Annotated in this window: 22 protein-coding genes, 3 tRNA genes and 1 other RNA gene; 8 read left to right on the forward strand and 18 right to left on the reverse strand. The window is 68.2% G+C overall.

Translation table 11 applies throughout. The annotated features are described in order from the left end of the window. Nucleotides 1–5 precede the first annotated feature (5 nt). The gene (locus tag G9U51_RS13325) at nucleotides 6–1,232 is read right to left on the reverse strand and encodes an acetyl-CoA C-acetyltransferase (protein WP_217361288.1); all 1,227 of its coding nucleotides are present in this window, start codon (nucleotides 1,230–1,232) and stop codon (nucleotides 6–8) included. 66 nt (nucleotides 1,233–1,298) lie between these two features. Between G9U51_RS13325 and G9U51_RS17905 the strand changes: the two genes are divergently transcribed. After that, entirely contained in the window at nucleotides 1,299–2,147 is an 849-nt protein-coding gene (locus G9U51_RS17905; protein ID WP_166197421.1) for a GNAT family N-acetyltransferase, read from the forward strand. Beyond that, nucleotides 2,144–3,076 carry a PfkB family carbohydrate kinase gene (locus G9U51_RS13335; RefSeq protein ID WP_166197422.1) on the forward strand — a complete coding sequence of 311 codons (933 nt, stop codon included), beginning with the start codon at nucleotides 2,144–2,146 and terminating at the stop codon, nucleotides 3,074–3,076. The genes G9U51_RS17905 and G9U51_RS13335 overlap by 4 nt, the downstream gene beginning before the upstream one ends. A gap of 196 nt (nucleotides 3,077–3,272) precedes the next feature. Here the strand turns inward: G9U51_RS13335 and G9U51_RS13340 are convergent. The 5 genes from G9U51_RS13340 to G9U51_RS13360 all read right to left on the reverse strand — a co-directional run bounded on the left by G9U51_RS13340 (nucleotide 3,273) and on the right by G9U51_RS13360 (nucleotide 8,951). Beyond that, nucleotides 3,273–3,345 (reverse strand) — tRNA-Arg (locus G9U51_RS13340). 155 nt (nucleotides 3,346–3,500) lie between these two features. After that, nucleotides 3,501–4,748 (reverse strand): multiple monosaccharide ABC transporter permease, encoded by a 1,248-nt coding sequence (mmsB, locus tag G9U51_RS13345; RefSeq protein ID WP_166197423.1) that lies wholly within the window; start codon nucleotides 4,746–4,748, stop codon nucleotides 3,501–3,503. Then, nucleotides 4,745–6,316 carry a multiple monosaccharide ABC transporter ATP-binding protein gene (mmsA, locus tag G9U51_RS13350; protein WP_166197424.1) on the reverse strand — a complete coding sequence of 524 codons (1,572 nt, stop codon included), beginning with the start codon at nucleotides 6,314–6,316 and terminating at the stop codon, nucleotides 4,745–4,747. Before mmsA ends, mmsB begins: the two co-directional genes overlap by 4 nt. A 91-nt stretch (nucleotides 6,317–6,407) precedes the next feature. Beyond that, entirely contained in the window at nucleotides 6,408–7,553 is a 1,146-nt protein-coding gene (locus G9U51_RS13355; RefSeq protein WP_235946105.1) for a substrate-binding domain-containing protein, read from the reverse strand. Nucleotides 7,554–7,694: 141 nt separating this feature from the next. Next, nucleotides 7,695–8,951 (reverse strand): ROK family transcriptional regulator, encoded by a 1,257-nt coding sequence (locus G9U51_RS13360; RefSeq protein ID WP_166197425.1) that lies wholly within the window; start codon nucleotides 8,949–8,951, stop codon nucleotides 7,695–7,697. A gap of 88 nt (nucleotides 8,952–9,039) precedes the next feature. On the opposite strand from G9U51_RS13360, the gene xylA reads away from it, so the two are divergent. Further along, the gene (gene xylA, locus G9U51_RS13365; protein ID WP_166197426.1) at nucleotides 9,040–10,239 is read left to right on the forward strand and encodes a xylose isomerase; all 1,200 of its coding nucleotides are present in this window, start codon (nucleotides 9,040–9,042) and stop codon (nucleotides 10,237–10,239) included. A gap of 22 nt (nucleotides 10,240–10,261) precedes the next feature. Next, entirely contained in the window at nucleotides 10,262–11,680 is a 1,419-nt protein-coding gene (xylB, locus tag G9U51_RS13370; RefSeq protein WP_166197427.1) for a xylulokinase, read from the forward strand. A 167-nt stretch (nucleotides 11,681–11,847) separates the two neighbouring features. On the opposite strand, the gene G9U51_RS13375 is transcribed toward xylB, so the two are convergent. The 4 genes from G9U51_RS13375 to G9U51_RS13390 are packed head-to-tail and all read right to left on the reverse strand — an operon-like array spanning nucleotide 11,848 to nucleotide 14,349. Beyond that, the gene (locus G9U51_RS13375; protein WP_166197428.1) at nucleotides 11,848–12,705 is read right to left on the reverse strand and encodes an SMP-30/gluconolactonase/LRE family protein; all 858 of its coding nucleotides are present in this window, start codon (nucleotides 12,703–12,705) and stop codon (nucleotides 11,848–11,850) included. 1 nt (nucleotide 12,706) lies between these two features. After that, nucleotides 12,707–13,285: a peptide deformylase gene (gene def / locus G9U51_RS13380; protein WP_166197429.1), complete on the reverse strand. Its 579-nt coding sequence runs from the start codon at nucleotides 13,283–13,285 to the stop codon at nucleotides 12,707–12,709. A 47-nt stretch (nucleotides 13,286–13,332) separates the two neighbouring features. Beyond that, nucleotides 13,333–14,172 carry a PH domain-containing protein gene (locus G9U51_RS13385; RefSeq protein ID WP_166197430.1) on the reverse strand — a complete coding sequence of 280 codons (840 nt, stop codon included), beginning with the start codon at nucleotides 14,170–14,172 and terminating at the stop codon, nucleotides 13,333–13,335. 3 nt (nucleotides 14,173–14,175) lie between these two features. Next, nucleotides 14,176–14,349, reverse strand: a complete 174-nt coding sequence (locus G9U51_RS13390; protein WP_166197431.1) for a hypothetical protein — start codon at nucleotides 14,347–14,349, stop codon at nucleotides 14,176–14,178. Nucleotides 14,350–14,499: 150 nt separating this feature from the next. Between G9U51_RS13390 and G9U51_RS13395 the strand changes: the two genes are divergently transcribed. Beyond that, nucleotides 14,500–15,789, forward strand: a complete 1,290-nt coding sequence (locus G9U51_RS13395; RefSeq protein ID WP_166197432.1) for an MFS transporter — start codon at nucleotides 14,500–14,502, stop codon at nucleotides 15,787–15,789. Here G9U51_RS13395 and upp read toward each other — a convergent pair. Then, nucleotides 15,774–16,412 carry a uracil phosphoribosyltransferase gene (gene upp, locus G9U51_RS13400; RefSeq protein ID WP_166197433.1) on the reverse strand — a complete coding sequence of 213 codons (639 nt, stop codon included), beginning with the start codon at nucleotides 16,410–16,412 and terminating at the stop codon, nucleotides 15,774–15,776. The two genes, G9U51_RS13395 and upp, sit on opposite strands and share 16 nt — an antisense overlap. A 49-nt stretch (nucleotides 16,413–16,461) precedes the next feature. On the opposite strand from upp, the gene tadA reads away from it, so the two are divergent. Continuing rightward, nucleotides 16,462–16,911: a tRNA adenosine(34) deaminase TadA gene (gene tadA, locus G9U51_RS13405; protein WP_166197527.1), complete on the forward strand. Its 450-nt coding sequence runs from the start codon at nucleotides 16,462–16,464 to the stop codon at nucleotides 16,909–16,911. A gap of 6 nt (nucleotides 16,912–16,917) precedes the next feature. Here tadA and G9U51_RS13410 read toward each other — a convergent pair whose 3' ends face one another. From G9U51_RS13410 to G9U51_RS13430, 5 genes are all read right to left on the reverse strand, one after another. Beyond that, complete coding sequence (locus G9U51_RS13410) at nucleotides 16,918–17,397, reverse strand: MarR family winged helix-turn-helix transcriptional regulator (RefSeq protein ID WP_166197434.1); 480 nt, start codon at nucleotides 17,395–17,397, stop codon at nucleotides 16,918–16,920. Between the two features lie 51 nt (nucleotides 17,398–17,448). After that, nucleotides 17,449–18,249 carry a LamB/YcsF family protein gene (locus G9U51_RS13415; RefSeq protein ID WP_328823474.1) on the reverse strand — a complete coding sequence of 267 codons (801 nt, stop codon included), beginning with the start codon at nucleotides 18,247–18,249 and terminating at the stop codon, nucleotides 17,449–17,451. Between the two features lie 73 nt (nucleotides 18,250–18,322). Further along, nucleotides 18,323–18,412: transfer RNA gene (locus tag G9U51_RS13420), tRNA-Ser, on the reverse strand. Between the two features lie 43 nt (nucleotides 18,413–18,455). Further along, nucleotides 18,456–18,980, reverse strand: a complete 525-nt coding sequence (locus tag G9U51_RS13425; protein ID WP_166197435.1) for a LytR C-terminal domain-containing protein — start codon at nucleotides 18,978–18,980, stop codon at nucleotides 18,456–18,458. A gap of 6 nt (nucleotides 18,981–18,986) precedes the next feature. After that, a complete protein-coding gene (locus G9U51_RS13430; RefSeq protein ID WP_166197436.1) occupies nucleotides 18,987–19,280 on the reverse strand; it encodes a type II toxin-antitoxin system VapB family antitoxin in 294 nt (97 codons plus the stop codon). Nucleotides 19,281–19,343: 63 nt separating this feature from the next. Between G9U51_RS13430 and G9U51_RS13435 the strand changes: the two genes are divergently transcribed. Further along, nucleotides 19,344–20,900, forward strand: coding sequence for a helicase HerA-like domain-containing protein (locus tag G9U51_RS13435; protein WP_166197437.1), 1,557 nt, complete (start codon nucleotides 19,344–19,346; stop codon nucleotides 20,898–20,900). A gap of 64 nt (nucleotides 20,901–20,964) precedes the next feature. On the opposite strand, the gene G9U51_RS13440 is transcribed toward G9U51_RS13435, so the two are convergent. Both G9U51_RS13440 and G9U51_RS13445 read right to left on the reverse strand, forming a co-directional pair. Next, the gene (locus G9U51_RS13440) at nucleotides 20,965–21,768 is read right to left on the reverse strand and encodes a LytR C-terminal domain-containing protein (protein ID WP_166197438.1); all 804 of its coding nucleotides are present in this window, start codon (nucleotides 21,766–21,768) and stop codon (nucleotides 20,965–20,967) included. Between the two features lie 197 nt (nucleotides 21,769–21,965). Next, nucleotides 21,966–22,055: transfer RNA gene (locus G9U51_RS13445), tRNA-Ser, on the reverse strand. A 107-nt stretch (nucleotides 22,056–22,162) separates the two neighbouring features. Between G9U51_RS13445 and ffs the strand changes: the two genes are divergently transcribed. Then, nucleotides 22,163–22,259: signal recognition particle sRNA small type (ffs, locus tag G9U51_RS13450), an RNA gene on the forward strand. Nucleotides 22,260–22,364 lie beyond the last annotated feature (105 nt).

Raw genomic sequence — 22,364 nt, forward strand, 5'->3', positions numbered from 1 at the left:
AGGACTCAACCTAAACGCTCGAACACCGCCGCCAGACCTTGCCCGCCGCCGATACACATCGTTTCGAGGCCGAAACGTCCGCCGCGGGCGTGCAACTGGCGCGCAAGGGTGGCGAGCATCCGGCCGCCGGTCGCGCCGATCGGGTGTCCGAGGGAGATGCCGGAGCCGAGCACATTGGTGCGCTCGCGGTCCGCGTCGGTGAACCCCCAGACCTTCATCACCGACAGGGCCTGGGCTGCGAAGGCCTCGTTGAGCTCGATCAGGTCCATGTCGGCGAGGGTGAGTCCGAGGCTCTCAAGCACCTTGGCGGTGGCCGGCACCGGACCGATGCCCATGGTCGCGGGCGCGACCCCGGCAACGGCCCAGCCGGCGAGCCGCACGAGAGGAGTGAGGCCTTCGCGCTCGGCGACCTCGGGAGTGGTGACGATTGCGAGAGCGGCGGCGTCGTTTTGACCGCTGGCGTTGCCGGCGGTGACGGTTGCTTCGGGGTCTTGCTTGGCCATGATCGGCTTGAGCGCGGCGAGCGACTCGAGCGTGGTGTCCGCGCGCGGGTGCTCGTCGGTGTCGACGACGACCTCGCCCTTGCGGGTGTTGATCGTCACCGGGACGATCTCCTGCGCGAAGGCACCCGAGCGTTGGGCCTCGACGGCGCGGCGGTGCGACTCGACGGCGAGTGCGTCCTGGTCCTCGCGGCTGATGCTGTGCTCGCGGCGCAGGTTCTCGGCCGTCTCGATCATGCCGCCGGGCACGGGGTAGTTCTTGCCGCCCGCGGTGACCCGTCCGCGAGCGAGCTGGTCGTGCATGGTGACGCCGGATCTGCTTGCGCCCCAACGCATATCGCCGGAATAGAAGACTGCATTGCTCATCGACTCCACGCCACCGGCGAGGACGAGGTCTTGCGCGCCGGTCTGCACCGCCATCGCCGCGTTGATGACCGCCTGCAGCCCGGAGCCACAGCGGCGGTCGAGGTGGTAGCCGGGCACCTCGATCGGCAGCCCCGCATCGAGGCCGATGACCCGGCCGAGCGCGGGAGCATCCGCGGTGCCATTGCCGTGGCCGACCACGATGTCCTCGATGAGCATCGGGTCGAGGCCGGTGCGATCGAGGATGCCGCGCACGACGGTGGCGCCGAGCTCGGCAGCGGAGACCTCCTTGAGGACACCGCCATACCGGCCGATCGGGGTGCGGACGGGTTCGCAGATCACGGCTTCGCGCAGATTCACGGGCTTCATTGTGCCGTGCGGACGTCGCTGGTCTGCAGCAGAATGCCGGTCAGTGGAAGCGAAGGAGAGTGGGCTGTGCTCGAACCGGTGACCGATCCGGCTGCCTGGCGCCCGAAGGTCGTCGCCTGCCTGCGCTCCGGTCTCGCGGCGACGGGGGACTACCTCCCTGCGGAGATCGAGCAGATGGTGTCGGCGGAGGTGCCGGACCCGCTGCCCGCCGACTCGCAGGTATGCCGGGTGCCCGGCTCGGGCGGGTGGGTCTGGTGGGGTGCCCGCCCGCATGGTGCGGTGCTCGGTGCGCTCGACATGCCACCGGAGGCGGTCGAGTCGGCGGTCGCTGCGTTGCCGCGGCCGTTGAGCTATCGGCGATTGCGGGGGGATGCGCTGACCTCGTGGGTGCACGACGCGCTGTGTGGCGAACTCGTCTCGACGAACATGACGCTTGAGGTGTCATCGTCTGCTGCCTCATCGGGTGGCGTCGCGCTGCGGCCGATGACTGCCGAGCGGTATGCCGAGTGGTCGGCTGGGATGATCGAGCACTATGCGGGCTCGATCTTCGGCACCGGGCGCTACCCGAATCGCGCTGCGGCACAAGCGGATGCGCAGCGACAGACCGCCGACTTGCTGCCCGATGGTGTCGCGACCGAGGGGATGCTGTTGTGGACCGCGCACGAGGGGGAGCAGGAGGTCGGCGTGCTGTGGATCCAGCAGCGCCCGGCGCGCGGCTTCATCTATGACATCGAGGTGAACGCGTCCCTGCGGGGCGGCGGTTATGGCACCCAGATGCTGCGCCTCGGTGCGGCGGAGATGGCTGCTCGTGGCGTGAATCTGTTGTCGCTCAACGTGTTTGGCACCAATCCGCGAGCGCGAGCGCTGTATGAGCGTGAGGGCTACGCCGTCATACAGGAGTTCTTTCGCGCATGAGCCAGCCACGGGTGATCCACACCGCGCAGGCCTTAGTCGACGAGGTCGTCGAGATCGCGGCGCTGCCGGAGCGGGGCGGGAACGCGATGGCGTCGTCCTATCACCGGTATGCCGGGGGAGCGGTGACCATCCTGCTGGCCGCGGCACGCAACGGTGCCGCCGCGGTGCACGCCGGGTCGGTCGGCACGGGAGCGAACGGGGACCTGATCCGATCGGTGCTGGCCGCCGAACGCATCGCGTTGTCCAGCCCTGCGGTGCCCGATGTCGACACGGGGATCTGTGTCGTCATGGTCGAGCCGAGCGCGGAGCGGACCTTCGTGACGACGCGTGGCGCCGAGCGGCAGATCACTCCGGCATCGCTGGGGACGTCGGCTCCGGTCGCGGGTGACCTGGTCTGCGTGAGCGGTTACACGTTGTTGGATCCGACGCGAAAACCGTTGCAGGAGTGGCTGATTGGGTTGCCGCGCGGTGTCGAGGTGGTGCTGGACCCGGGGGATGTTTTCGCGAGTCTGCCGGCCGAGGTGGTTGAGGCCATTCTCGCTCGGACAACGGTGTGGACCTCCAACACCGACGAGGCAACGGCGCTGACGGGTGAGACCGACTGGGCGGCCTCGGCGCGAGCGGTGGCGTCTCGCCTGCCTGCCGATGCGGTGGTCGTGGTGCGCGATGGCGAGCGCGGCTGCGTCGTGTTGGTGGCCGGTGAGCTGACCGAGGTGGCGGGCTTCCCGCAGCGCGCGGTCGACACCAACGGTGCCGGCGACACCCACACCGGGGTGTTGCTCGCGTCGCGGGCGCGCGGCGTGGAGTGGGTGGCGGCCTGCCGCCGGGCTAATGCGGGTGGCGCGATCAAGGTGACCCGCAAGGGTCCGACGACGGCGCCGACGAGCGCGGAGATCGACGCCTTCCTTGCCGCGGCGGACGCCGGCTAGCTGCGCGTGTCCGCAGATGCGCACGAGCGCTGCTGCGCGGGTGCGGACGCTGGTGTGCGCTGGGCGCGGTGTGTCCGCAGGTGCGCACGAGCGGTGGTGCGCGGATGCGGACGCTGGTGTGGGTCGATGCCGAGCATATGCGAAAGGCCCCGACCCATCGGTCGGAGCCTTTCGTGCACTGTCTCAACTCAGTACGCGCACCCGTAGGGATTCGAACCCCAAACCTTCTGATCCGTAGTCAGATGCTCTATCCGTTGAGCTACGGGTGCTTGCTGCCCGCGTGGGCAACGACTGAGGAGTCTACCCGGTCACCCGATCCAGACGAAATCGCCGACCGACGCTGGTTGGCGAGCGGAGGAGGCGGCATACGATCGCGGCCGTGGCAGCTCGCTGGTGCGGAATTGCTGACCAGCACCGCCGAGGGTCAGCTGGTCACGCGTCGCTTGTTGATCAGGTCGAACGCGACGGCGGCGAGCAGCACCAGACCCTTGATCGCCTGCTGCCAGGCCGGGTCGACCGCCATGATCGACAGGCCCATGTTCAGCACGCCCATGATCAGCGCACCGATGATTGCGCCCGAGACCTTGCCGACGCCGCCGGTGACCGCGGTGCCACCGATGAAGCAGGCGGCGATCGCGTCCAACTCGTAGTTGGTGCCGGCTGCCGCGACGCCGGCACCGGCGCGCGAGGTGGTCACCGCGGCCGCGATCGCGGCGAGCACTCCCATGTTCACGAAGATCCAGAAGTTGACCTTCTTGACGTTGACGCCGGAGAGCACAGCCGCGTGCACATTGCCGCCGATCGCATAGATATGGCGACCGAAGATCGTGCGGCCCATGAGGAAGGTGTAGGCCGCGATCAGGATGCCGACGATGATCAAGACGTATGGCGTGCCGATGGCCGAGCGGGACAGCACCCAGGAGAAGAACAGCACCAGGGCCGTCACCACGACCAGCTTGCCGTAGAAGGCGCCAGCGGGTTCGAGCATCAGGTCGTGCTTGCGCAGCGTGGCACGCGTGCGGAACTGACTGAGCACATAACCGATCGCGGCCACCACGCCGAGCAGCAAGGTGAACACGTCGATCTGGCCGAGGTAGCCCAGCCAGCCGAGGATGCCGCCATTGGAGATCTGCTGGAAGCCGTCCGGCAGTCCACCGATGGTCTCGCCGATGATCACGATCGTCAGACCACGGAAGATCAGCATTCCGGCGAGGGTGACGATGAAGGCGGGCACCCCGACATACGCGACCCAGAAGCCCTGCCACGCTCCGATGACGGCGCCCAGCGCGATGCCGATGAGCACCGCGAGTAGCCAGGGCAACTTCCAGTCCATCATCGCGATGGCGAGGACGCCGCCGATGAACGCGACGACCGAGCCGACCGACAGGTCGATATGGCCCGCGACGATCACCATCACCATGCCGATCGCCAGGATCATCACGTAGGCGTTCTGCTGGATCAGGCTGGAGACATTGTCCGGTTGCAGCAGCTTGCCGCCGGTCAACACCTCGAACAGCAGGATGATCGCGATCAGCGCGCCGATGATGCCGTACTCGCGAAGGTTGCCCTTCTTGATCCGGTCGGTGTCACCGCGGTCACCCGGATCGGCGCCCGGGGTGAGCTTGGTGAGGCCTACGCCGGTCGCGCCGGCCGGGACGGGAGTCTCGCTCATCGGGCCGCCGTCTCCTTCTCCATGGTCATGTAGTGCATGAGTCGTTCCTGGGTAGCGTCGGCCCGCGACACCTCACCGGTGATGCGGCCCTGGGACAGGGCATAGATGCGGTCGCAGATTCCGAGCAGTTCGGGCAGCTCGGAGGAGATGACCAGCACGCCCTTGCCGGCATCGGCCAGGGCATTGATGTGGGTGTAGATCTCGTACTTCGCGCCGACGTCGATGCCGCGCGTGGGCTCGTCCAGGATCAGCACCTTCGGATCGGTGAACATCCACCGGGCGAGGACGACCTTCTGCTGGTTGCCGCCGGACAGCTTGCCGACGCCGACGTCGACGGTGGGCGTCTTGGTGTTCAGCTTGCGCCGGTAGTCCTCGGCGATCTGGTATTCGCCCGCCTGGTTGACGACCCCGACGCTGCGGCTGATCTTGCGTAACGCCGCGGCCGTGGTGTTGTGCTTGATGTCGTCGATCAGGTTGAGCCCGTAGCGTTTTCGGTCCTCCGAGGCGTAGGCCAGGCCCGCCTTGATCGCATCCGTGACGTTGTTGATGCGCACCGGTTTGCCCTCGATATAGACCTGCCCGGAGATTCGGGACCCATAGGTCTTGCCGAAGACACTCATCGCCAGTTCGGTGCGTCCGGCACCCATGAGGCCGGCGATGCCGACGATCTCACCGGCGTGCACGGTGATATTCGCTCGGTCGACGACCGTGCGGCCCGGGTCCAGCGGCGAGTGCACGGTCCAGTCCTGCAGGCGCAGCACCTCGGCACCGCCGGTGTTGGGCTGGTGGTCGGGATAGCGGTGGTCGAGGCTGCGACCCACCATCAGCCGGATGATCTCGTCCTCGGTCACCGGCGGGTTGCGGTGCATGTCCAGGGTCTCGATCGTCAACCCATCACGGATCACAGTCGTCGAGTCGGCGATCGCCGCGATCTCGTTGAGCTTGTGGCTGATGATGATGCAGGTGATGCCCTCGTCGCGCAGATTGCGGATGAGGCCGAGCAGGTGTGCGCTGTCGTCATCGTTGAGGGCCGCGGTCGGCTCGTCGAGGATGAGCAGCTTGACGTCCTTGGACAGCGCCTTGGCGATCTCGACCAGCTGCTGCTTGCCGACGCCGATGTCGTTGATCTTGGTGTCCGGGCCGTCCTTCAGCCCCACGCGGCGCAGCAGCTTGGTGGCCTCGCTGTTGGTGCGGTGCCAGTTGATGACGCCCCGCGTGGCCCGCTCGTTGCCGAGGAAGATGTTCTCCGCGATCGACAGATGCGGGGACAACGCCAGCTCCTGGTGGATGATGACAATGCCTTCGGCCTCGCTGTCGCGAATGCCCTTGAAGTGCGCCGGGCGTCCGTCGAAGCGGATGTCCCCGTCATACGACCCATGCGGGTAGACGCCGGACAGCACCTTCATCAAGGTCGACTTGCCGGCACCGTTCTCCCCGCAGATCGCGTGCACCTCGCCGCGACGCACCCGGAAGGTGACATCGCTCAGCGCCTTCACTCCGGGAAAGGTCTTGGTGATGTTGAGCATCTCCAGGATCGTGTCCCCGGTCGGCGCGCTCGTGTCCTTCATCTGGCGGACATTCCTTCCATCCATCGAGCCGGACGATCGCGTGGAGGCCGACCGGGCCGCGGCGCCGCAGGGCTCCACGCGATCGCCGTGCTCACAGACCCAGCTCGGAGGCCTGGTAGAAGCCGGAGTCGACGAGCTTGGCCTTGATGTCGTCCTTGGTGACGACGACCGGCGCCAACAGATAGGTCGGAACCACCTTGATGCCGTTGTTGTAGGTCTTCTCGTCGTTGACGTCCACCTTCGCGCCGGTGGCGATCTGGTCGACCATCTTGGCGACCTCGTTGCCGAGAGCGCGGGTGTCCTTCCAGACGGTCATCGACTGCTTGCCCGCGATGATGTTCTTGACGTTCGCCAAGTCGGCGTCCTGCCCGGTCAGCACGGGGTATGACGCGCCGGGCTTGTAGCCCGCCGCCGCGAGGGCCTGCGCGATACCCAGGGCCAGCGAATCGTTCGGGGAGAGAACGACATTCACCTTCTTGCCGCCGCCGTAGAACGAGTTGAGACGGTTTTGCATCTCGCTCTGCGCCGCGTCCGAGGTCCAACCCTGGATGCCGATGGACTTCCAGCCGTCGTTGGTCGCCGGGGCCTTCTTGGACGGCACGGTGATCTGGCCGGACTTGATCAGCGGGTTGAGCACATCCCAGGCGCCGGAGAAGAAGAACTTGGCGTTGTTGTCGTCGGGCGATCCGGCGAAGGCCTCCAGGTTGACCTTCGTGCTGCCGATCTTGCTCTTGATGAAGTTGCCCTGCAGCTGGCCGACCTTGTAGTTGTCGAAGGTCGCGTAGTAGTCGACATTCTTGCTGCCGTTGATCAGCCGGTCGTAGGCGATGACCTTCACGCCCTTGTTGGCCGCCGTCTGCAGCACCGGAGTGAGCGCGGTGCCGTCGACCGCGGCGATGACCAGGATCTTGGCGCCCTGGTTGATCATGTTCTGGATCTGGCTGCTCTGCTGCTCGGTCTTGTTGTCGGCATACTGCAGGCTCGTCTTGGTGTAGCCCATCGACTTCAGCTTCTGGACCAGGTTGGCACCGTCTCGGTTCCACCGCTCGAGGCTCTTGGTCGGCATCGAGATGCCGATGAGGGAGCTCTTGCTGATCGTCGCGCCGCCACTCCCGCCGCTCGCGTTGGTGCCGGCGCCACTGCCACCGCCGTCGCGGCTGCTGCTGCACGCCGCCGTGGTGAACATCAGGGCGGCGGCGCCTCCTGCGGCGATCAGCGAGGTCAACTTCCGGGTCATGCGGGTCCCTTTCTCCGGCTGCGTCGGAGCAGCGCCACAGGCCGTCGGGCCTATTTGTTGTGCCAGTGAACATATTATGTGAGCACAGTCACAGGCAAGAGGGCGAGCGCAGAATGTTCTGGCGCCCAAGCGTGGCTCGGGTCAGGACGCCGACAGCCAGCCCGTCGGGTCGGCGATCACCTGGTCGATGACGAGGCGGGCAGCGCCGGTCACCGAGGCGCGGCCGCCGAGCTGACCGGCTTCGACGAGCAACGGGCTCCACCGGGAGGCGACGACCCGGGTGAACAGCTCGCGCTCGATCCCACGACGCAGGTAAGGGTGCAGCACCTCGAGGAATCCACCGATCACGACGCGATCGACGTCCAGCAGGTTGATGGCATTGGCCAGCGCGATGCCCAGCGTGCTCGCCGCGTTGTCGATGGCGGTGCGCGCGGCCGGATCGCCGGCCTCGAGGGCGGCGATCAGGGCCGGCAGCTCGTCGGTCAGGTCGAGGCCGGCGGCCCGGAAGATCGCGTCGCGGCCCGCGAACTGCTCCAGACAGCCGCGCGCGCCACAGGTGCAGGGCGGCCCCGCGGGATCGACGCACATGTGCCCGATCTCGCCGCTCCAGCCGTGCTGGCCCTCCAAGAGTTGGCCCTGAATGATCATCGACCCGCCGATGCCGACACCACCGGACAGATAGATGAAGCTCTCGCTCGTGGTCGGGCGCCCGCGCGCCGTGGCCCTGGCCCACGACTCGGCAACGGCGCTGACGTCGGCGTCATTGCCCAGGCAGTAGTGCAGGTCGTTCCACTGCGGGCGGTCGGCGATCATCCGGATCAGGTCGACCGAATCCCAGTGCAGGTTGGGCGCGAAGCGCACCTCGCCGCTGCCGCGCCGGATGAGGCCGGGGACCGAGAAGCCCGCGCCCAGCAGTCGAGCGCCCTTATGGCGGACGTTGTCGAGCAGTGGTGTGGCCAGGTTGTGCACGACCTCGACCACGGCCGCGGGATCGCTGTGCCGGAAGTTGCCGGCCACCGTCTGATCGACGATGCTCCGGCCGCCGATGTCGGTGATGCCGACGGTGATCTGGTCGACCTGCACCTCGACGCCGATGGCGACGGCTCGGGCGGTCGTGGCGGTCAGCGGAACGCCGGGCCGGCCGGCACCCCTGACCACGACGGGCGCGAGCTCTTCGATGAGTTGCGCCTCGATCAGCAGATCGACCAGGCCGGAGACCGTGGCCCGGGTCAGTCCGAGGTCGGCGGAGATGCGGGCGCGGGTGGGCGGTTGCGGCGATTCCAGCACCGCGCGCAGCACAAGGGACAGGTTGTGTTCGCGCAGCGACGCCTGGCGCACGGCGGTGCGCGCGGTGGTGGGGCGAGCTGGTCCGGCGGCCCGGTCCACGCGGTTCGGCACTCTTGACCCTCTCGTCGGCGTCACCATATGTTTATCGGACGAACAAATCCGGCGCAACACATTGGCGCGACCACGAGATGGAGCCCGAATGACCACCAATCCGGCGAAGAAGCCTACTGCGGACGACAAATTCTCCTTCGGCCTGTGGACCGTCGGCTGGGAGGCTCGTGACCAATTCGGCGACGCCACCCGTCCGCACCTGGACCCGATCGAGTCGGCTCGCACCCTCGCCGAGCTCGGGGCGTATGGCGTGACCTTCCACGACGACGACCTGGTGCCCTTCGGCGCTTCGGCCGCTGAGCGCGACCGGATCGTTGCGGACTTCACCGCGATGCTCAAGGAGACCGGGCTCGTCGTCCCGATGATCACCACCAACACCTTCAGCCACCCGATCTTCAAGGACGGCGCGTTCACCAGCAATGACCGCCAGGTGCGGCGCTACGGCTTGCGCAAGGTGCTGCGCAATGTCGACCTGGCCGCCGAACTCGGCGCTCAGACCTTCGTCATGTGGGGTGGCCGCGAAGGGGCGGAGTATGACGGCGCCAAGGACGTCAACGCCGCACTCGACCGCTACGCCGAAGGCGTGGACACGGTGGCGGCATACATCAAGGAGAAGGGCTACGGGCTGCGGATCGCGATCGAGCCCAAGCCCAACGAACCGCGCGGCGACATCTTCTTGCCCACGGTCGGTCACGCTCTCGCCTTCATCGCCCGGCTCGACCACGGCGACATCGTCGGCGTCAACCCCGAGACCGGGCACGAGCAGATGGCCGGCCTGAACTACACGACCGGGATCGCGCAGGCGTTGTGGCAAGGCAAGCTGTTCCACATCGACCTCAATGGGCAGCGCTCGATCAAGTACGACCAGGACCTGGTCTTCGGTCACGGCGACCTGCTGTCGGCGTTCTTCACCGTCGACCTGATCGAGAACGGTTTCCCCAACGGTGGCCCGCGGTATGACGGCCCCCGGCATTTCGACTACAAGCCGTCACGCACCGAAGGGATCGACGGTGTGTGGGAATCCGCCGCGGCGAATATGTCCACCTACCTGCTGCTCAAGGAGCGGGCGGCGGCATACCGCGCTGACCCGGAGGTCACGGCCGCCTGGGAGGCGAGCGGCATACTCGACCTGGCTCAGCCGACCCTCGGGGAAGGGGAGACCCTCGCGGACCTGCTGGCCGACGAGTCGGCCTTCGAGCAGGTGGACGCCGACGCGCTGGGCGAGCGGCACTACGCCTTCGTCAAGCTCAACCAGCTCGCGGTCGAGCACGCGCTCGGCGCTCGCTGAGGCAGGCGGAAGGGAGTCGGGTATGCCGCTGGTCGCCGGTGTGGATTCGTCCACCCAGTCCTGCAAGGTGGTCATCTGTGACGCCGAGACCGGGCGGATCGTCCGCGAGGGACGGGCCGGGCATCCCGATGGCACCCAGGTGGATCCATCGGCGTGGTGGTCGGCCCTGCAGGAGGCGATCGCTGCTGCCGGCGGACTTGATGACGTCGAGGCGATCAGTGTCGGTGGGCAGCAGCACGGGATGGTCGCGCTCGACGAGCGCGGGCAGGTGGTGCGCCCGGCGATGCTGTGGAATGACACCAGCTCCGCCGGCGCCGCCGCCGATCTCGTCGACGAGTTGGGAGCGCAGTTCTGGGCCGAGGTGATCGGGACGGTGCCCCCGGCGTCGCTGACGGTCACCAAACTGCGCTGGTTGGCCGAGCACGAGCCGGACAACGCCGCCAAGGTCGCGGCGGTCGCGCTGCCGCACGACTGGCTGAGCTGGAAGCTCACCGGCGCGGCGTCGCTGGACAGCCTGTTCACCGACCGATCGGACGCCTCCGGCACCGGCTATTGGTCACCGGTGTCGGGGGAGTACCGCGTGGATCTCCTCGAGCGCGCGCTCGGCCGCCAGGTGGCAGTGCCGACCGTCCTCGGACTCGCAGAAGCCGGCGGAACCCTTGCCTACCAAGGGAATTCGAGCGCGCTGGTCGGCCCGGGTGGCGGTGACAACGCGGCGGCCGCCCTTGGTCTGGGGATGACGGCCGGTGATGTCGCCATTTCCATCGGCACCTCCGGTGTGGTCTCAGCCATCAGCCGCAGGCCGGCCGCTGATCCCTCCGGCTCGGTGGCCGGATTCGCCGACGCCACCGGGCAGTTCCTCCCTCTCGCGGTCACGCTCAACGCGGCGCGGGTGCTCGACGCCGCCGGAGCGCTCCTCGGCGTCGACCACGACCGGCTGTCGGCACTCGCGCTGGCCGCTCCGTCCGGGGCGGACGGGTTGGTGTTGGTGCCCTATCTGGAGGGCGAGCGCACGCCGAACAAACCGCACGCGACCGGAGCAGTCCACGGCCTGACCCTGGCGACCTCGACGCCGCAGCACCTGGCCCGGGCCGCGGTCGAGGGGATGCTGCTCGCGCTGGCCGATGGCCTGGACGCGATGGTCGCTCAGGGCACGATCGTCGACCGCGTGTCGCTGATCGGTGGGGGCGCGCGGTCGGCGGCTGTCCGGCAGGTCGCCCCCTCGGTGTTCGGCAGCACCGTGACCGTCCCGGCCGAAGCCGAGTATGTCGCTCTCGGTATGGCGCGTCAGGCCGCCTGGGTGCTGTCGGGCCAGCCGGAGCCGCCGACGTGGGCCGTCGACGGAGCGCAGGAGTATGCCGCCCCAGTGGATGCGCGATCCGTGGTAGAGCGGCTGCGCACGCAGTACGCCCGGGCCAAGGAGTTGACGCTCGACCGCTGAGCGCAGGGCGTCTTGGTTTCGATGCGGCGCTCGCAAGCTCGCGCCTTACCCTTCGACTCGCTGCGCTCGCTCAGGCCATCGCTCGCTCAGGGCGGCGCTCAACCGGTTTCGATGCGGCGCTCGCAAGCTCGCGCCTTACTCAACCACCGGGTCGGGGGTGGGGTGGGTTAGCCCGCGAACGGAAGGGTCGGCATACCGTAAACGCCTGGGCGACAAGAGAATACGGCGCCCGCGAGCGGCTGGTCATAGGGCGCCAGGCCCTCGCGTGAGGTGGTGATGAAGAGGGTCTGGTTATCCCGGTCGCCGAAGGTGCAGGCGGTGACATTGGTGCACGGTAAGTCGACCACCTCGCTCAGCACGCCACCGGAGTCGTAGCGGTGCACGGCCGAGCCGCCGTAGAGCGCGACCCACACGCCGCCTTCGGCATCGACCCACAAACCGTCGGGCGATCCCTTGACCGAGTCGTCCAGCCGCACCCAGGGGCGCCGCCCGGTGAGACCGGTCTCCGGCGACCAGTCGAAGGCCCAGATGGTGCGCGTCGGAGTGTCGATGTAGAACGCGGTGCGCCCGTCCGGCGACCAGCCGATGCCATTGGAGATCGTCACATCGGTGACCCGCGGCGTCGACGTCGCGTCGGGCGTGACCTGCCACAGGGTGCCGCCGCCGGTGCGCTGGTCGTAGGCCATCGAACCGACCCAGAAGTTGCCGGCCGGGTCACAGCCGCCGTCGTTGAACCGCACCGATGTGTCGTCCCACAGCGGCGGCAGAGTGCGCAGTTCGCGCAGCGAGTAGTCGTCCGACAGGGCGATCCCACGCTCGAGCGCGACGATGGCCCCGCCCCCACCACGCGGCCGGATCGCGGCGGCGATCGTGCCGACATGCACCCGATCGACGCCACCGTCGTCTCGCACGGTCAAGACGTCACCGGCGAGCAGGTCGACATACTTCAGCCCGCCCCATTCGGTGAACCAGACCGGCCCCTCGGCATGGAAGGCGTGCGGTGCGGCGATCGGCTCGGCGCGCATGTCAGACCTTGTCCGCAGTCTGGGTCGCGGGATCCCATTTGGTGATGTGGGCGGCCTCCCAGCCGCGCTCCTTGACCGCCTGGCGCGAGATCGTGCGCTGGGTCGGGGTGAGCCGGTCGAGATAGAGCTTGCCGTCGAGGTGGTCGGTCTCATGCTGCAGGCAGCGGGCGATGAGGCCGGTGCCCTCGACGACGATCGGGTTGCCGTCCAGGTCGAGGCCGGTCACCCGCGCCCAGTGAGCGCGCGCGGTCGGGAAGTGTTCGCCAGGCACCGACAGGCAGCCCTCGGCACCGTCCTCCTCCGGCGGCTCGCCCACCGGCACCGGCCCACGCTCGAGCACGGGGTTGATGATCGCCGCACGCACGTTGTCGTCGCCGTCGTCCTCGGTCGGACAATCCATCACGAACAGCCGGTGCCGCACACCCACCTGATTGGCTGCCAGGCCGACGCCCTTCGCGGCCTCCATCGTCTCGAACATGTCGGCCACCAGCGTGCGGATGTCGTCGGTGATCTCCTTGACCCGCTTGGTCGGCTGGTGCAGCGCCTTGTGCCCGATGATCGTGATGGGCCGGACGGTCATAGCTCGCTCTCCTGCTGTCTGTCGTGGATCACGAGCAAGTATGACGGTCAGTCCTCCTCGCGCTCCCGCCGCACCTGTTGTGGTGGGGAGCTGTCCTCGTGGCTGACGATCCAGGGGCTGTCGAAGGGCCCGTCCTCCGGCTCTTTGTCGGCATCGTCCGCAGCTGGCGGCGGGTCGGCCGGTGCCGGTCCGCGCAGTACCCGCCGGCGCATCCGCCCGCCGGAGTTCGGCAGCGCCCTGTCGAGGTAGCTGCCGAGGGTCATCAGCGGCACGTCGGTGTCGTCCCGACCATCGCTCGGCGCGGTCGCCCCCTCGGGGGTGAACCGGCGCCCCTTCGCTCGGCCGACCGCCTCCATCTGCACCGGATGCGGGCGCGGGTCGGGCGAGCCGAAGAGTTCCTCGCAGATCCGGCGGTATGCCGCGTCCGCGTGCGGGATGTAGGTGATCTCGCGCAATGCCTGATCCTGGCCGGCGCTCTCCAGCACGAAAGAGCCGAAACCGAAGGCACGCCCGACCGGCGGCTTGTCGAAGGACATGTCGGTGACCTTGCCGAGCGGCATCATCGCGGTGCGCCGGAAAACCAGGCCGTAGCGCAGCATCAGTCGTTTGTCGGTCGCGACGAACCAGTCGTGGCGCCAGTTGAGGACGACGACCACGGCATACAGCGCCATCGCGAACAGCACCCACCAGGCCAGATCGGACCAGAAACCAAGGGACTCCGGAGTGACGACGCCGATCCAGATGGTGAGCACGAGCGCGACGAACCACGCGAATCCGGTGCCGAGCAACCGCATCCAGTGCTGGCGCAGGACGAGCACGAGCCGCTCGTCGTCGACCAGGATCGGCGCGAACGCTTCGGCACCGTGCCGGTCGATCAGGTCGGTCACTGACTACCCGTTGACGATGGACCTGAAGAAGCGGCCCATATTCGACACACCGCTCGCCAGCAGCTCCCAAATGGAGTGCACGACGCCGGCGGACTTTTCCGGGTTGGTGAAGATCGCGTAGAGGAGGAACGCGAACGCCACCCAGATGACGATCTTCTTGATCTTCTCGGTGGCCATGGGGGACTTCCTCCGACGAGGCTGGATGACATGCGGGCACGATGCTGCTGCTCATTGTGCCAGGAGTGACTGATGTGACTAGGTAAAGTTCTCGTCTGGGTGTGTCGCAAACTCCTTGACCCCGACCCCCGCCGTGGGTTTGCTTGGCCTGTGTCAGCGGCGGAAGCAAAGGAGACGGAGCAGCCAGGGGCCGCTCCGCGCGCGCTGGACGCATTGCGGCACACCAACTTCCGCCGCTACTACTTAGCAACGCTCACCAATGTCGTCGGCAGCATGATGACGCCGGTGGCGTTGGCCTTCGCGGTGCTGCATGTGAGCAATCGCGCCTCGTCACTGGGCCTGGTGATGGCCGCCGAGATGGGTGCCAACGTGCTGTGCGTGATGCTCGGCGGCGTCGTCGCGGACCGGATGAACCGCCGGGTGCTGCTGCAGGGCACCCGCGTGGTCAACGTGGTGGTGCTCAGCATCTTCGCGCTGACGCTGTTCACCGACACCGCCACCGTGCCCCTGCTCGCTCTGCTCGGCGCGGCCACCGGCGCCGCCTCGGCCTTCGCGATGCCGGCATCCATGGGCATCGTCCAGCAGATCGTCCCCACCTCACTCCTGCAGCAGGCCAACGCGCTGATGTCGTTGACCCGCAACGGAACTCAGCTCATCGGCCCCGTGCTCGGCGCGCTGCTCGTCGCTGCGGGTGGACCGGCGTGGTCGTTCGTCTTCGACGCCGGCCTGACCGTGGTGTCAGTGCTGTTGCTGCTCGGTGTGCGGCTGCCACCCGCCGAAGCCAGCGGTGAGTCGATGCTGCGCGACCTGCGCGCCGGCTGGTCGGAGTTCAGCTCGCGCACCTGGTTGTGGGTCGTCGTCGCGGCGGCCAGCCTGGCCAATGCGATCCAGGTCGGTGCGATGGCGGTGCTCGGCCCAACGATCGCCAAGAACGACCCGCGCCTGGGCATCCCCGGCTGGGGCTGGGCCCTGGCCGCGGAGTCGGCCGGCATGCTGCTCATGGGCCTGGCGCTGCTGCGAGTGCGGATCACCCGGCCCCTGCGCTTCGGCGTCCTCGGCATCTCGACCGTCGCGGTCCCCCTGTACTTCTTGGGCGCTGACCCCCGGCCGCAGTTGCTGGTCCCGCTCTTCGTGATCTCCGGTGCCGGCATGGAACTGTTCAACGCCGGGTGGATGCTCGCGATGATGGAGCGCATCCCACCCAAGGTCTTCTCCCGGGTGACGAGCTACGACATGCTCGGGTCCTATATGGCCCTGCCGGCCGGCACCTTGATCTTCGGCTGGCTCGCCGCCGTGTACTCGCCGCAGCAAGTCCTGCAGATCGCCGGCCCGATGTTCGGCGTGGTCTGCCTGGCGACGCTGCTCGCGCGGGACGTTCGCTCGATGGGCCGGATGACCGCACCCGCAGCCGCGGACGGCATACCTCAGACGACGCCGTAGAGGCGATCGCCCGCGTCGCCGAGCCCCGGCACGATATAGCCCTGCTCGTTGAGATGTTCGTCGATCGCGCCGGTGACCAGGGTGATCGGCACGGACAGATCGGACAGGGCCCGGTCGACCGCCTCGATGCCTTCAGGCGCGGCGAGCAGGGTGACGGCGGTGATGTCATCGGCGCCCCGCTCGACCAGGTAGCGGATCGCCATCGCCAGGGTGCCGCCGGTGGCGAGCATCGGGTCGATGACATAGCACTGGCGACCGGACAGATCGTCCGGCAGCCGGTTGGCGTAGGTGATCGCTTCGAGCGTCTCCTCGTTGCGCTGCATGCCGAGGAAACCGACCTCCGCGCTCGGCAGCAGCCGCACCATGCCCTCGAGCATGCCCAGACCGGCGCGCAGGATCGGCACGATGAGCGGCTTGGGCGAGCTGAGTTTGATGCCCTGCGTCGCCGCCACCGGCGTCTCGATGGCGAACGGTTCGACGCGCACATCGCGGGTCGCCTCGTAGGCCAGCAGGGTCACCAGCTCCTCGGTCAACCGCCGGAAGGTGGGGCTGTCGGTCCGCTTGTCCCGCAGGTAGGTGAGCTTGTGGGCGATCAGCGGATGATTGGCGACCTCGACGCGCATGGCGGACACTCTACGGGTGCCTGCCGCGACCCCCTTGTATGCCGAATGGATGGGCCTCGCGCTCGAAGAGGCCCGGGCCGCGCTCGCGCACGATGACGTGCCGGTCGGAGCGGTGGTGTTGGATGCCGAGGGCGTGGTGATCGGCCGCGGTCGCAACCGCCGGGTCGAGGGTGCGGACCCGCTGGCGCACGCCGAGATCGTCGCGATCCGGGACGCCGCGGCCACGCACGGCAACTACCGGTTGGACGGGTGCACGCTGGTGGTCACCTTGGAGCCGTGCCTGATGTGCACCGGAGCGGTGATGCAGGCGCGGATCGGGCGGGTGGTCTTCGGTGCGTGGGACGCCAAGGCGGGCGCGTGCGGCAGCGCGTGGGATGTCGTGGCGACCAACCGCAGCCCGCACAAACTGGTGGTCGAGGGTGGAGTGCGCAACGCCGAATGTGCTCAGCTGCTCACTGAGTTCTTCCGGGCCCGCCGGCGGTCACGCGCCGAGGATTGAAGGCGTTCACCAGGGCGTGCTCGGCGCGGCCTCCGGCTCACCCGCCGCATCGCTGAACGTGCGCAAGGCGCGGATGAGTTCGCGGCGCCGGGTGACCGGCATACGTCGCACGATGCCGCCGATGTCGGCTCGGCGGCGCTCGGTGACATCGTGCACGACGGCCGCGCCGGTCGGGGTGAGGGTGATCAGCACCTCGCGCCGGTTGGCGGGATTCTCCTTGCGGTCCACCAGATCCTGGGCGATCAGCCGGTCGACGGTGCGCAGGGCCGTGGACGCGTTGACGCCGAGGGCGTCGGCCAACTGGTTGAGGCGGACCGTGCCGGTGTTGGACAGCACGACCAGGCAGCGGAACTGGGTGACGGTGAGTGTGTCGGCGACGCCGGCGAGCGACCGTGCCGACACCCCGACCAGCACCCGTGATGCGGTGAGGAGCGCGGTGACGAGTTCGTCGGCCTCGCTGCGGTGATGCACTTCTTGCTCGGACACCAGCGCAGTGTATGGCGCCGTGCTGTCACCCCCGCGTCGCTGCGGGCGGTCTCAGCTGGCGAAGGGCGCGACGGGGACTCCTTCGGCGTCGAGCAGGGTGCGCACCTGCCGCGCGACCGCGACGACACTCGGCGAATCGCTGTGCAGGCAGATCGAGTCGATGGTGAGGTCGACCAAGTCGCCGGTGACCGCGACGATGGTGCCTTCGGTCGCCAGGCGGACGGCGCGAGCGGCGATCTGGTCGGGGTCCTGCAGCACCGATCCGGCGTCGCCGCGCGGCACCAGCCTCCCGCTCGGCAGGTAGCCGCGGTCGGCGAAACCCTCTCGCACTGTGCGCAATCCGGCTTCCTCGGCAAGTTCGTGCAGCATCGAGCCACCCTGGCCGAGGACCGCAAGCTCCCGGTCGAAGTCGCGGATCGCGGTCACGATGGCGGACGCCTGCACCTCGTGGTCGACGACGGCGCTGGCGAGGGCTCCGTGCGGTTTGACATAGCGCAGCACCGACCCGGCGACGCGGGCGAGCCCGGCGAGCGCGCCGAGTTGGTAGAGCACATCGGCATACAGGTCTTCAGGGGAGACGTCGAGGAAGCGTCGGCCGAAGCCGGCCAGGTCGCGGTAGCCGACGGCCGCACCGATGATGACGCCGTGCTCGACGGCCGCGCGGCAGGTGCGCACGAGCGTGGCCGGGTCGCCCGCGTGGAATCCGCAGGCGACATTGGCGGAGGTGATGAGCGGCATCAGGGCCTGGTCGTCCCCGAGGGCCCACGGTCCGAAGGACTCGCCGACGTCGGCGTTGAGGTCCACGGCGAGCAGCCTGCCAGGTATGCCGGTGCGACGCGCCGGGGTCGCCACCGACAGAGAAATCCGCGTGAGATCCCGCGCTTCGCAATGGGTGCGAACAGCGGGTTCTCACGCGGATTTCGCGTGGCGGTGGCGGAGGGATTTGAACCCTCGGTGGGGGTTAACCCACAAACGCTTTCGAGGCGTTCTCCTTAGGCCGCTCGGACACGCCACCGCCGGAGACCATACCTGACGGGGATTGGCGCCGCCAAAACGAGTCAGCAGCCGGGGATGGTGGGCGACGGCGTCGGGGACATGGACGGGATCGGCGCGAACTGGTCGCCGAGGACGAGGTCGACCGAGGTGTCGTCGCGGCCGTCCTGCATCAGCGTCGCCTGCGACGCGAGCGGCTGGACGTATTGCTTGGCGAAGGCCGCGCCCTTCGGACCGAAGCGGATCTGACCGAAGCCGGTGAGCTTCATCTTGTAGGGGTCGTTGCTCACCACCCCGACCTGGAAGCCGCGCGAGGACAGCGCGCGACCGGTCTCACCGGCCCGGCCCTGCGCCTTGGCCGCGTTGTAGACATTGAGCACCGCGGCCGCCTGCGGCGACTTCGTCGGGGTCACCTTGCAGCTGGCCGGCACGGTCGGCAGGGCGCTCCCGGGAACGAGACCGGCCGTGTAGGCCACGGCATACCCGAATCCACCGCCGACAAGCACGGCGACGATGATCAAGATGGTGATCGACCGGCGCTGGCGACGTTTGCGCGCGTGGCTGAGGCCGGTCTCCTGCGCGTACTTCATGACGGCCTAGAGGGTGAGCACGCGAGCGTGCATCGTCGACCGTTGCTGGAGCGCTGCTCGCACCGCCCGGTGCAGACCGTCCTCGAGGTAGAGCTCGCCGTGCCAGGACACCACGTGAGCGAAGATGTCGCCGTAATAGGTGGAGTCCTCCGACAGCAAAGAGGCCAGGTCGAGGGTCCGGCGCGTGGTGGTGAGCTCGTCGAGCCGGACCTGACGCGGCGTGATCGACTTCCACTGCTCGTTGCTCTCCAACCCGTGGTCCGGGTAGGGGCGCGACTCGCCGACGGCCTTGAAGATCACGCGAGGCATGCTACCTGCGCGAGCCGATGCGTCCGGCAGGCGCAGCGGTCTATTCTCCCGACCGTGAGTGATTCCACAGCCCCCAGCCAGATCGAGACGATCAAGAGCGGTTACGGATTCAACGGTGCAGCCCTCGACCTCGGCGCCGCCGTGGCCGACGGGACGGCCTATCCCGACGCGAAGGTGCGTCTGCCGCTGTCGATGATGAACCGGCACGGCCTGGTCGCCGGCGCGACCGGCACCGGCAAGACCAAGACCCTGCAGCTGATGGCCGAGCAACTGGCGAGCAATGGCGTGCCGGTCTTCCTCGCCGACATCAAGGGTGACTTGTCCGGCATCGCCACCGCCGGTGAGCCGAACGACAAGATCACCGCGCGCGCCAAGGACATCGGTGAGGACTGGCAGCCGCAAGCCTTCAGCACCGAGTTCCTGTCCCTCGGCGGCCAGGGCAAGGGTGTGCCGGTGCGGGCGACGATCACGTCCTTCGGCCCGACCTTGCTGTCAAAAGTGTTGGGGCTCAACGAAACTCAAGAGTCCAGCCTCGGGCTGATCTTCCACTATGCCGACAGCCGCGGGCTCACGCTGCTCGACCTCAAGGACCTGCAGGCGGTCATCGGTTACCTGACCTCGGACGAGGGCAAGGCCGACCTCAAGGGCCTCGGTGGGCTGTCCTCGGCCACCGCGGGCGTCATCCTGCGTCAGCTCATCGCCTTCAGCGACCAGGGTGCGGATGTGTTCATCGGCGAGCCCGAGTTCGACACCGCCGACCTGCTGCGCACGACCCCGGACGGCAAGGGCGTCATCACCTGCCTGGAGTTGCCGGGAGTGCAGGACAAGCCGGCGCTCTTCTCGACCTTCCTGATGTGGCTGCTGGCCGACCTCTTCCACGACCTGCCCGAGGTCGGTGACGTCGACAAGCCCAAGCTGGTCTTCTTCTTCGACGAGGCGCACCTGCTCTTCAACGACGCGTCGACGGCGTTCCTGCAGTCGATCGAGCAGACCGTGCGGCTGATCCGCTCCAAGGGCGTCGGCATCTTCTTCGTCACCCAGACCCCCAAGGACGTCCCGAACGACATCCTGGCTCAGCTCGGCAACCGGGTGCAGCACGCGCTGCGCGCCTTCACCCCGGACGACGCCAAGGCGCTCAAGGCGACGGTGTCGACCTTCCCCAAGAGCGACTACGACCTCACCCAGTTGCTCACCCAGCTCGGCATCGGCGAGGCCGTCGTCACCGTGCTGTCCGAGTCGGGTGCGCCGACCCCGGTCGCGTGGACCCGGATGATCGCGCCGCGCTCGCTGATGGCGCCTTCACCGGAGGCGACGGTGGACCAGATCGTCTCGGCGTCCTCGCTGCAGGGCAAATACGGTCAGGCCGTCGACCGCGAATCGGCATACGAGATGCTCAACGCCAAGCTGCAGGGGGCACCCGCGCCGGCCCCGGGTGACCCAGCGGCGCCCGCTCCCGCCCAGCCGCCGGCCCAGGCCGCCAAGCCCGAGCCGGGGATGGTGCAGCAGGTCGTGCAGTCCACCGCGTTCAAATCGATGATGCGCTCGGCCGGCACCGCCCTCGGCCGCGAGATCACCCGCAGCATCTTCGGGACCGCCCGCCGCCGCCGCTGACTTTCCTGCCGTATGCCGCAGCCGGGTCGCCTCGCGCGCCCCGGCCCGGCTCGTGCTGGGCGGACTACTTGCAGCCGGCCGGCTTGGTCGGTGACGGCACCGGGGTCGGCGTGGCCTGCGCGGTGGGGACGAGGTCGGCATATTTGTTGCCGAGCACCAGGTCCACCGAGGTGTCCTTGCGGCCGTCTTTCACCAGGCGAGCTCCCTTGAGCTGCAACCCAACTCGTCGAGCGGCAGGCTCGCCGTGCTCGCCATACCGGATGATCGCGACGTCGTCGGGCAGGAAGGTGGCGAGCGGATCGTTGCCGTTGCGACCGATGGTGAACCCGCGGCTCTTGAGCAGCCCGGCGACCTGGCCGGACAGCCCCGCGCGGTAGGTCGTGTTGTAGACGTTCACCTTCACCTGCGCCGGCGGTGGTGGGGGCAGAGGCACGAGTTTGAAGGAGTCGCCGAGCACGAGGTCGACGGTCGGGTTGGTGCGGCCGTCGTCGTAGAGCACGGCGTTCTGCACCTGGCCGGCGAGGGTCAGCGCGATCTGCCGGCCACCCTTGCCGTAGCGGATCTCGGCCGCGCGCGGCGTCGGGCGCTCGTCCGGGTTGGGGTCGTTGCCGGTTTTCAGCACGTGCGCCCCGCGCCAGCTCAGCTCGGCGGACGCGCTGGACGCCAGGCCCGCGGTGCTGCTCGCGTTGTAGACGTTGAGGTAGACCAACGACAGCGGGATCTTCATCGACGGCTTCGGCAGGCTGGTGGGGCAGACCTGGCTGGAGGTCTTCGTGGGCTTGGCGTCGCCGCCGCAGGCCGCCAGCGCGGGCAGCACAATCGCCACGGCGCAGGCAGCCGCGGCGGTGCGAAGGGAACTCGACGTCATAGGCCTGGGAAGGTCGTGAGGCGGGCGGGTCACCGTGACGTTACCTCGCGCGCGCGGGCGAACCGAATATCACCCACCAGTCGGTCCAGATCGTTATGGCGTATGCCGACGCGGGCGCCGTCCGGTGCCCACCCAAGGCGACGTGCGCGCACAAGGCAAGAGCCGACCCGGCATACCTGCTCGGGTCGGTTCTTGGCTGGCGGAGGATGCGGGATTTGAACCCGCGAGGGGTTTCATCCCCAACACGATTTCCAATCGTGCGCACTAGGCCACTATGCGAATCCTCCTGGCGCGCCCGAGATCGTACCCCGACGCGGCGCGGCCGCCCAAAATGAGGTCGATGGCCGACGCCGGCTCCGGTTCGAGTCGCGGCGCGCGGTGATCTATCCTGGGTGCAGACCCCTCGTGCGGTGGTACCTCACTGAACTCCCCCAGGGCAGGAATGCAGCAAGGGCAGGTGAGCTCTTCCAGGTGCGCGAGGGGTCCTTACACCCCACGAAGTTCTCCGCTCCTTCGTCGCTCCGATACTTCGCGGGGACCCCGTCTCTCAGTGCGCCCACGAAGTTCTCCGCTCCTTCGTCGCTCCGATACTTCGC

This window comes from Metallococcus carri (assembly GCF_011440275.1).
In the GTDB taxonomy this organism is placed as follows: domain Bacteria; phylum Actinomycetota; class Actinomycetes; order Actinomycetales; family Dermatophilaceae; genus Metallococcus; species Metallococcus carri.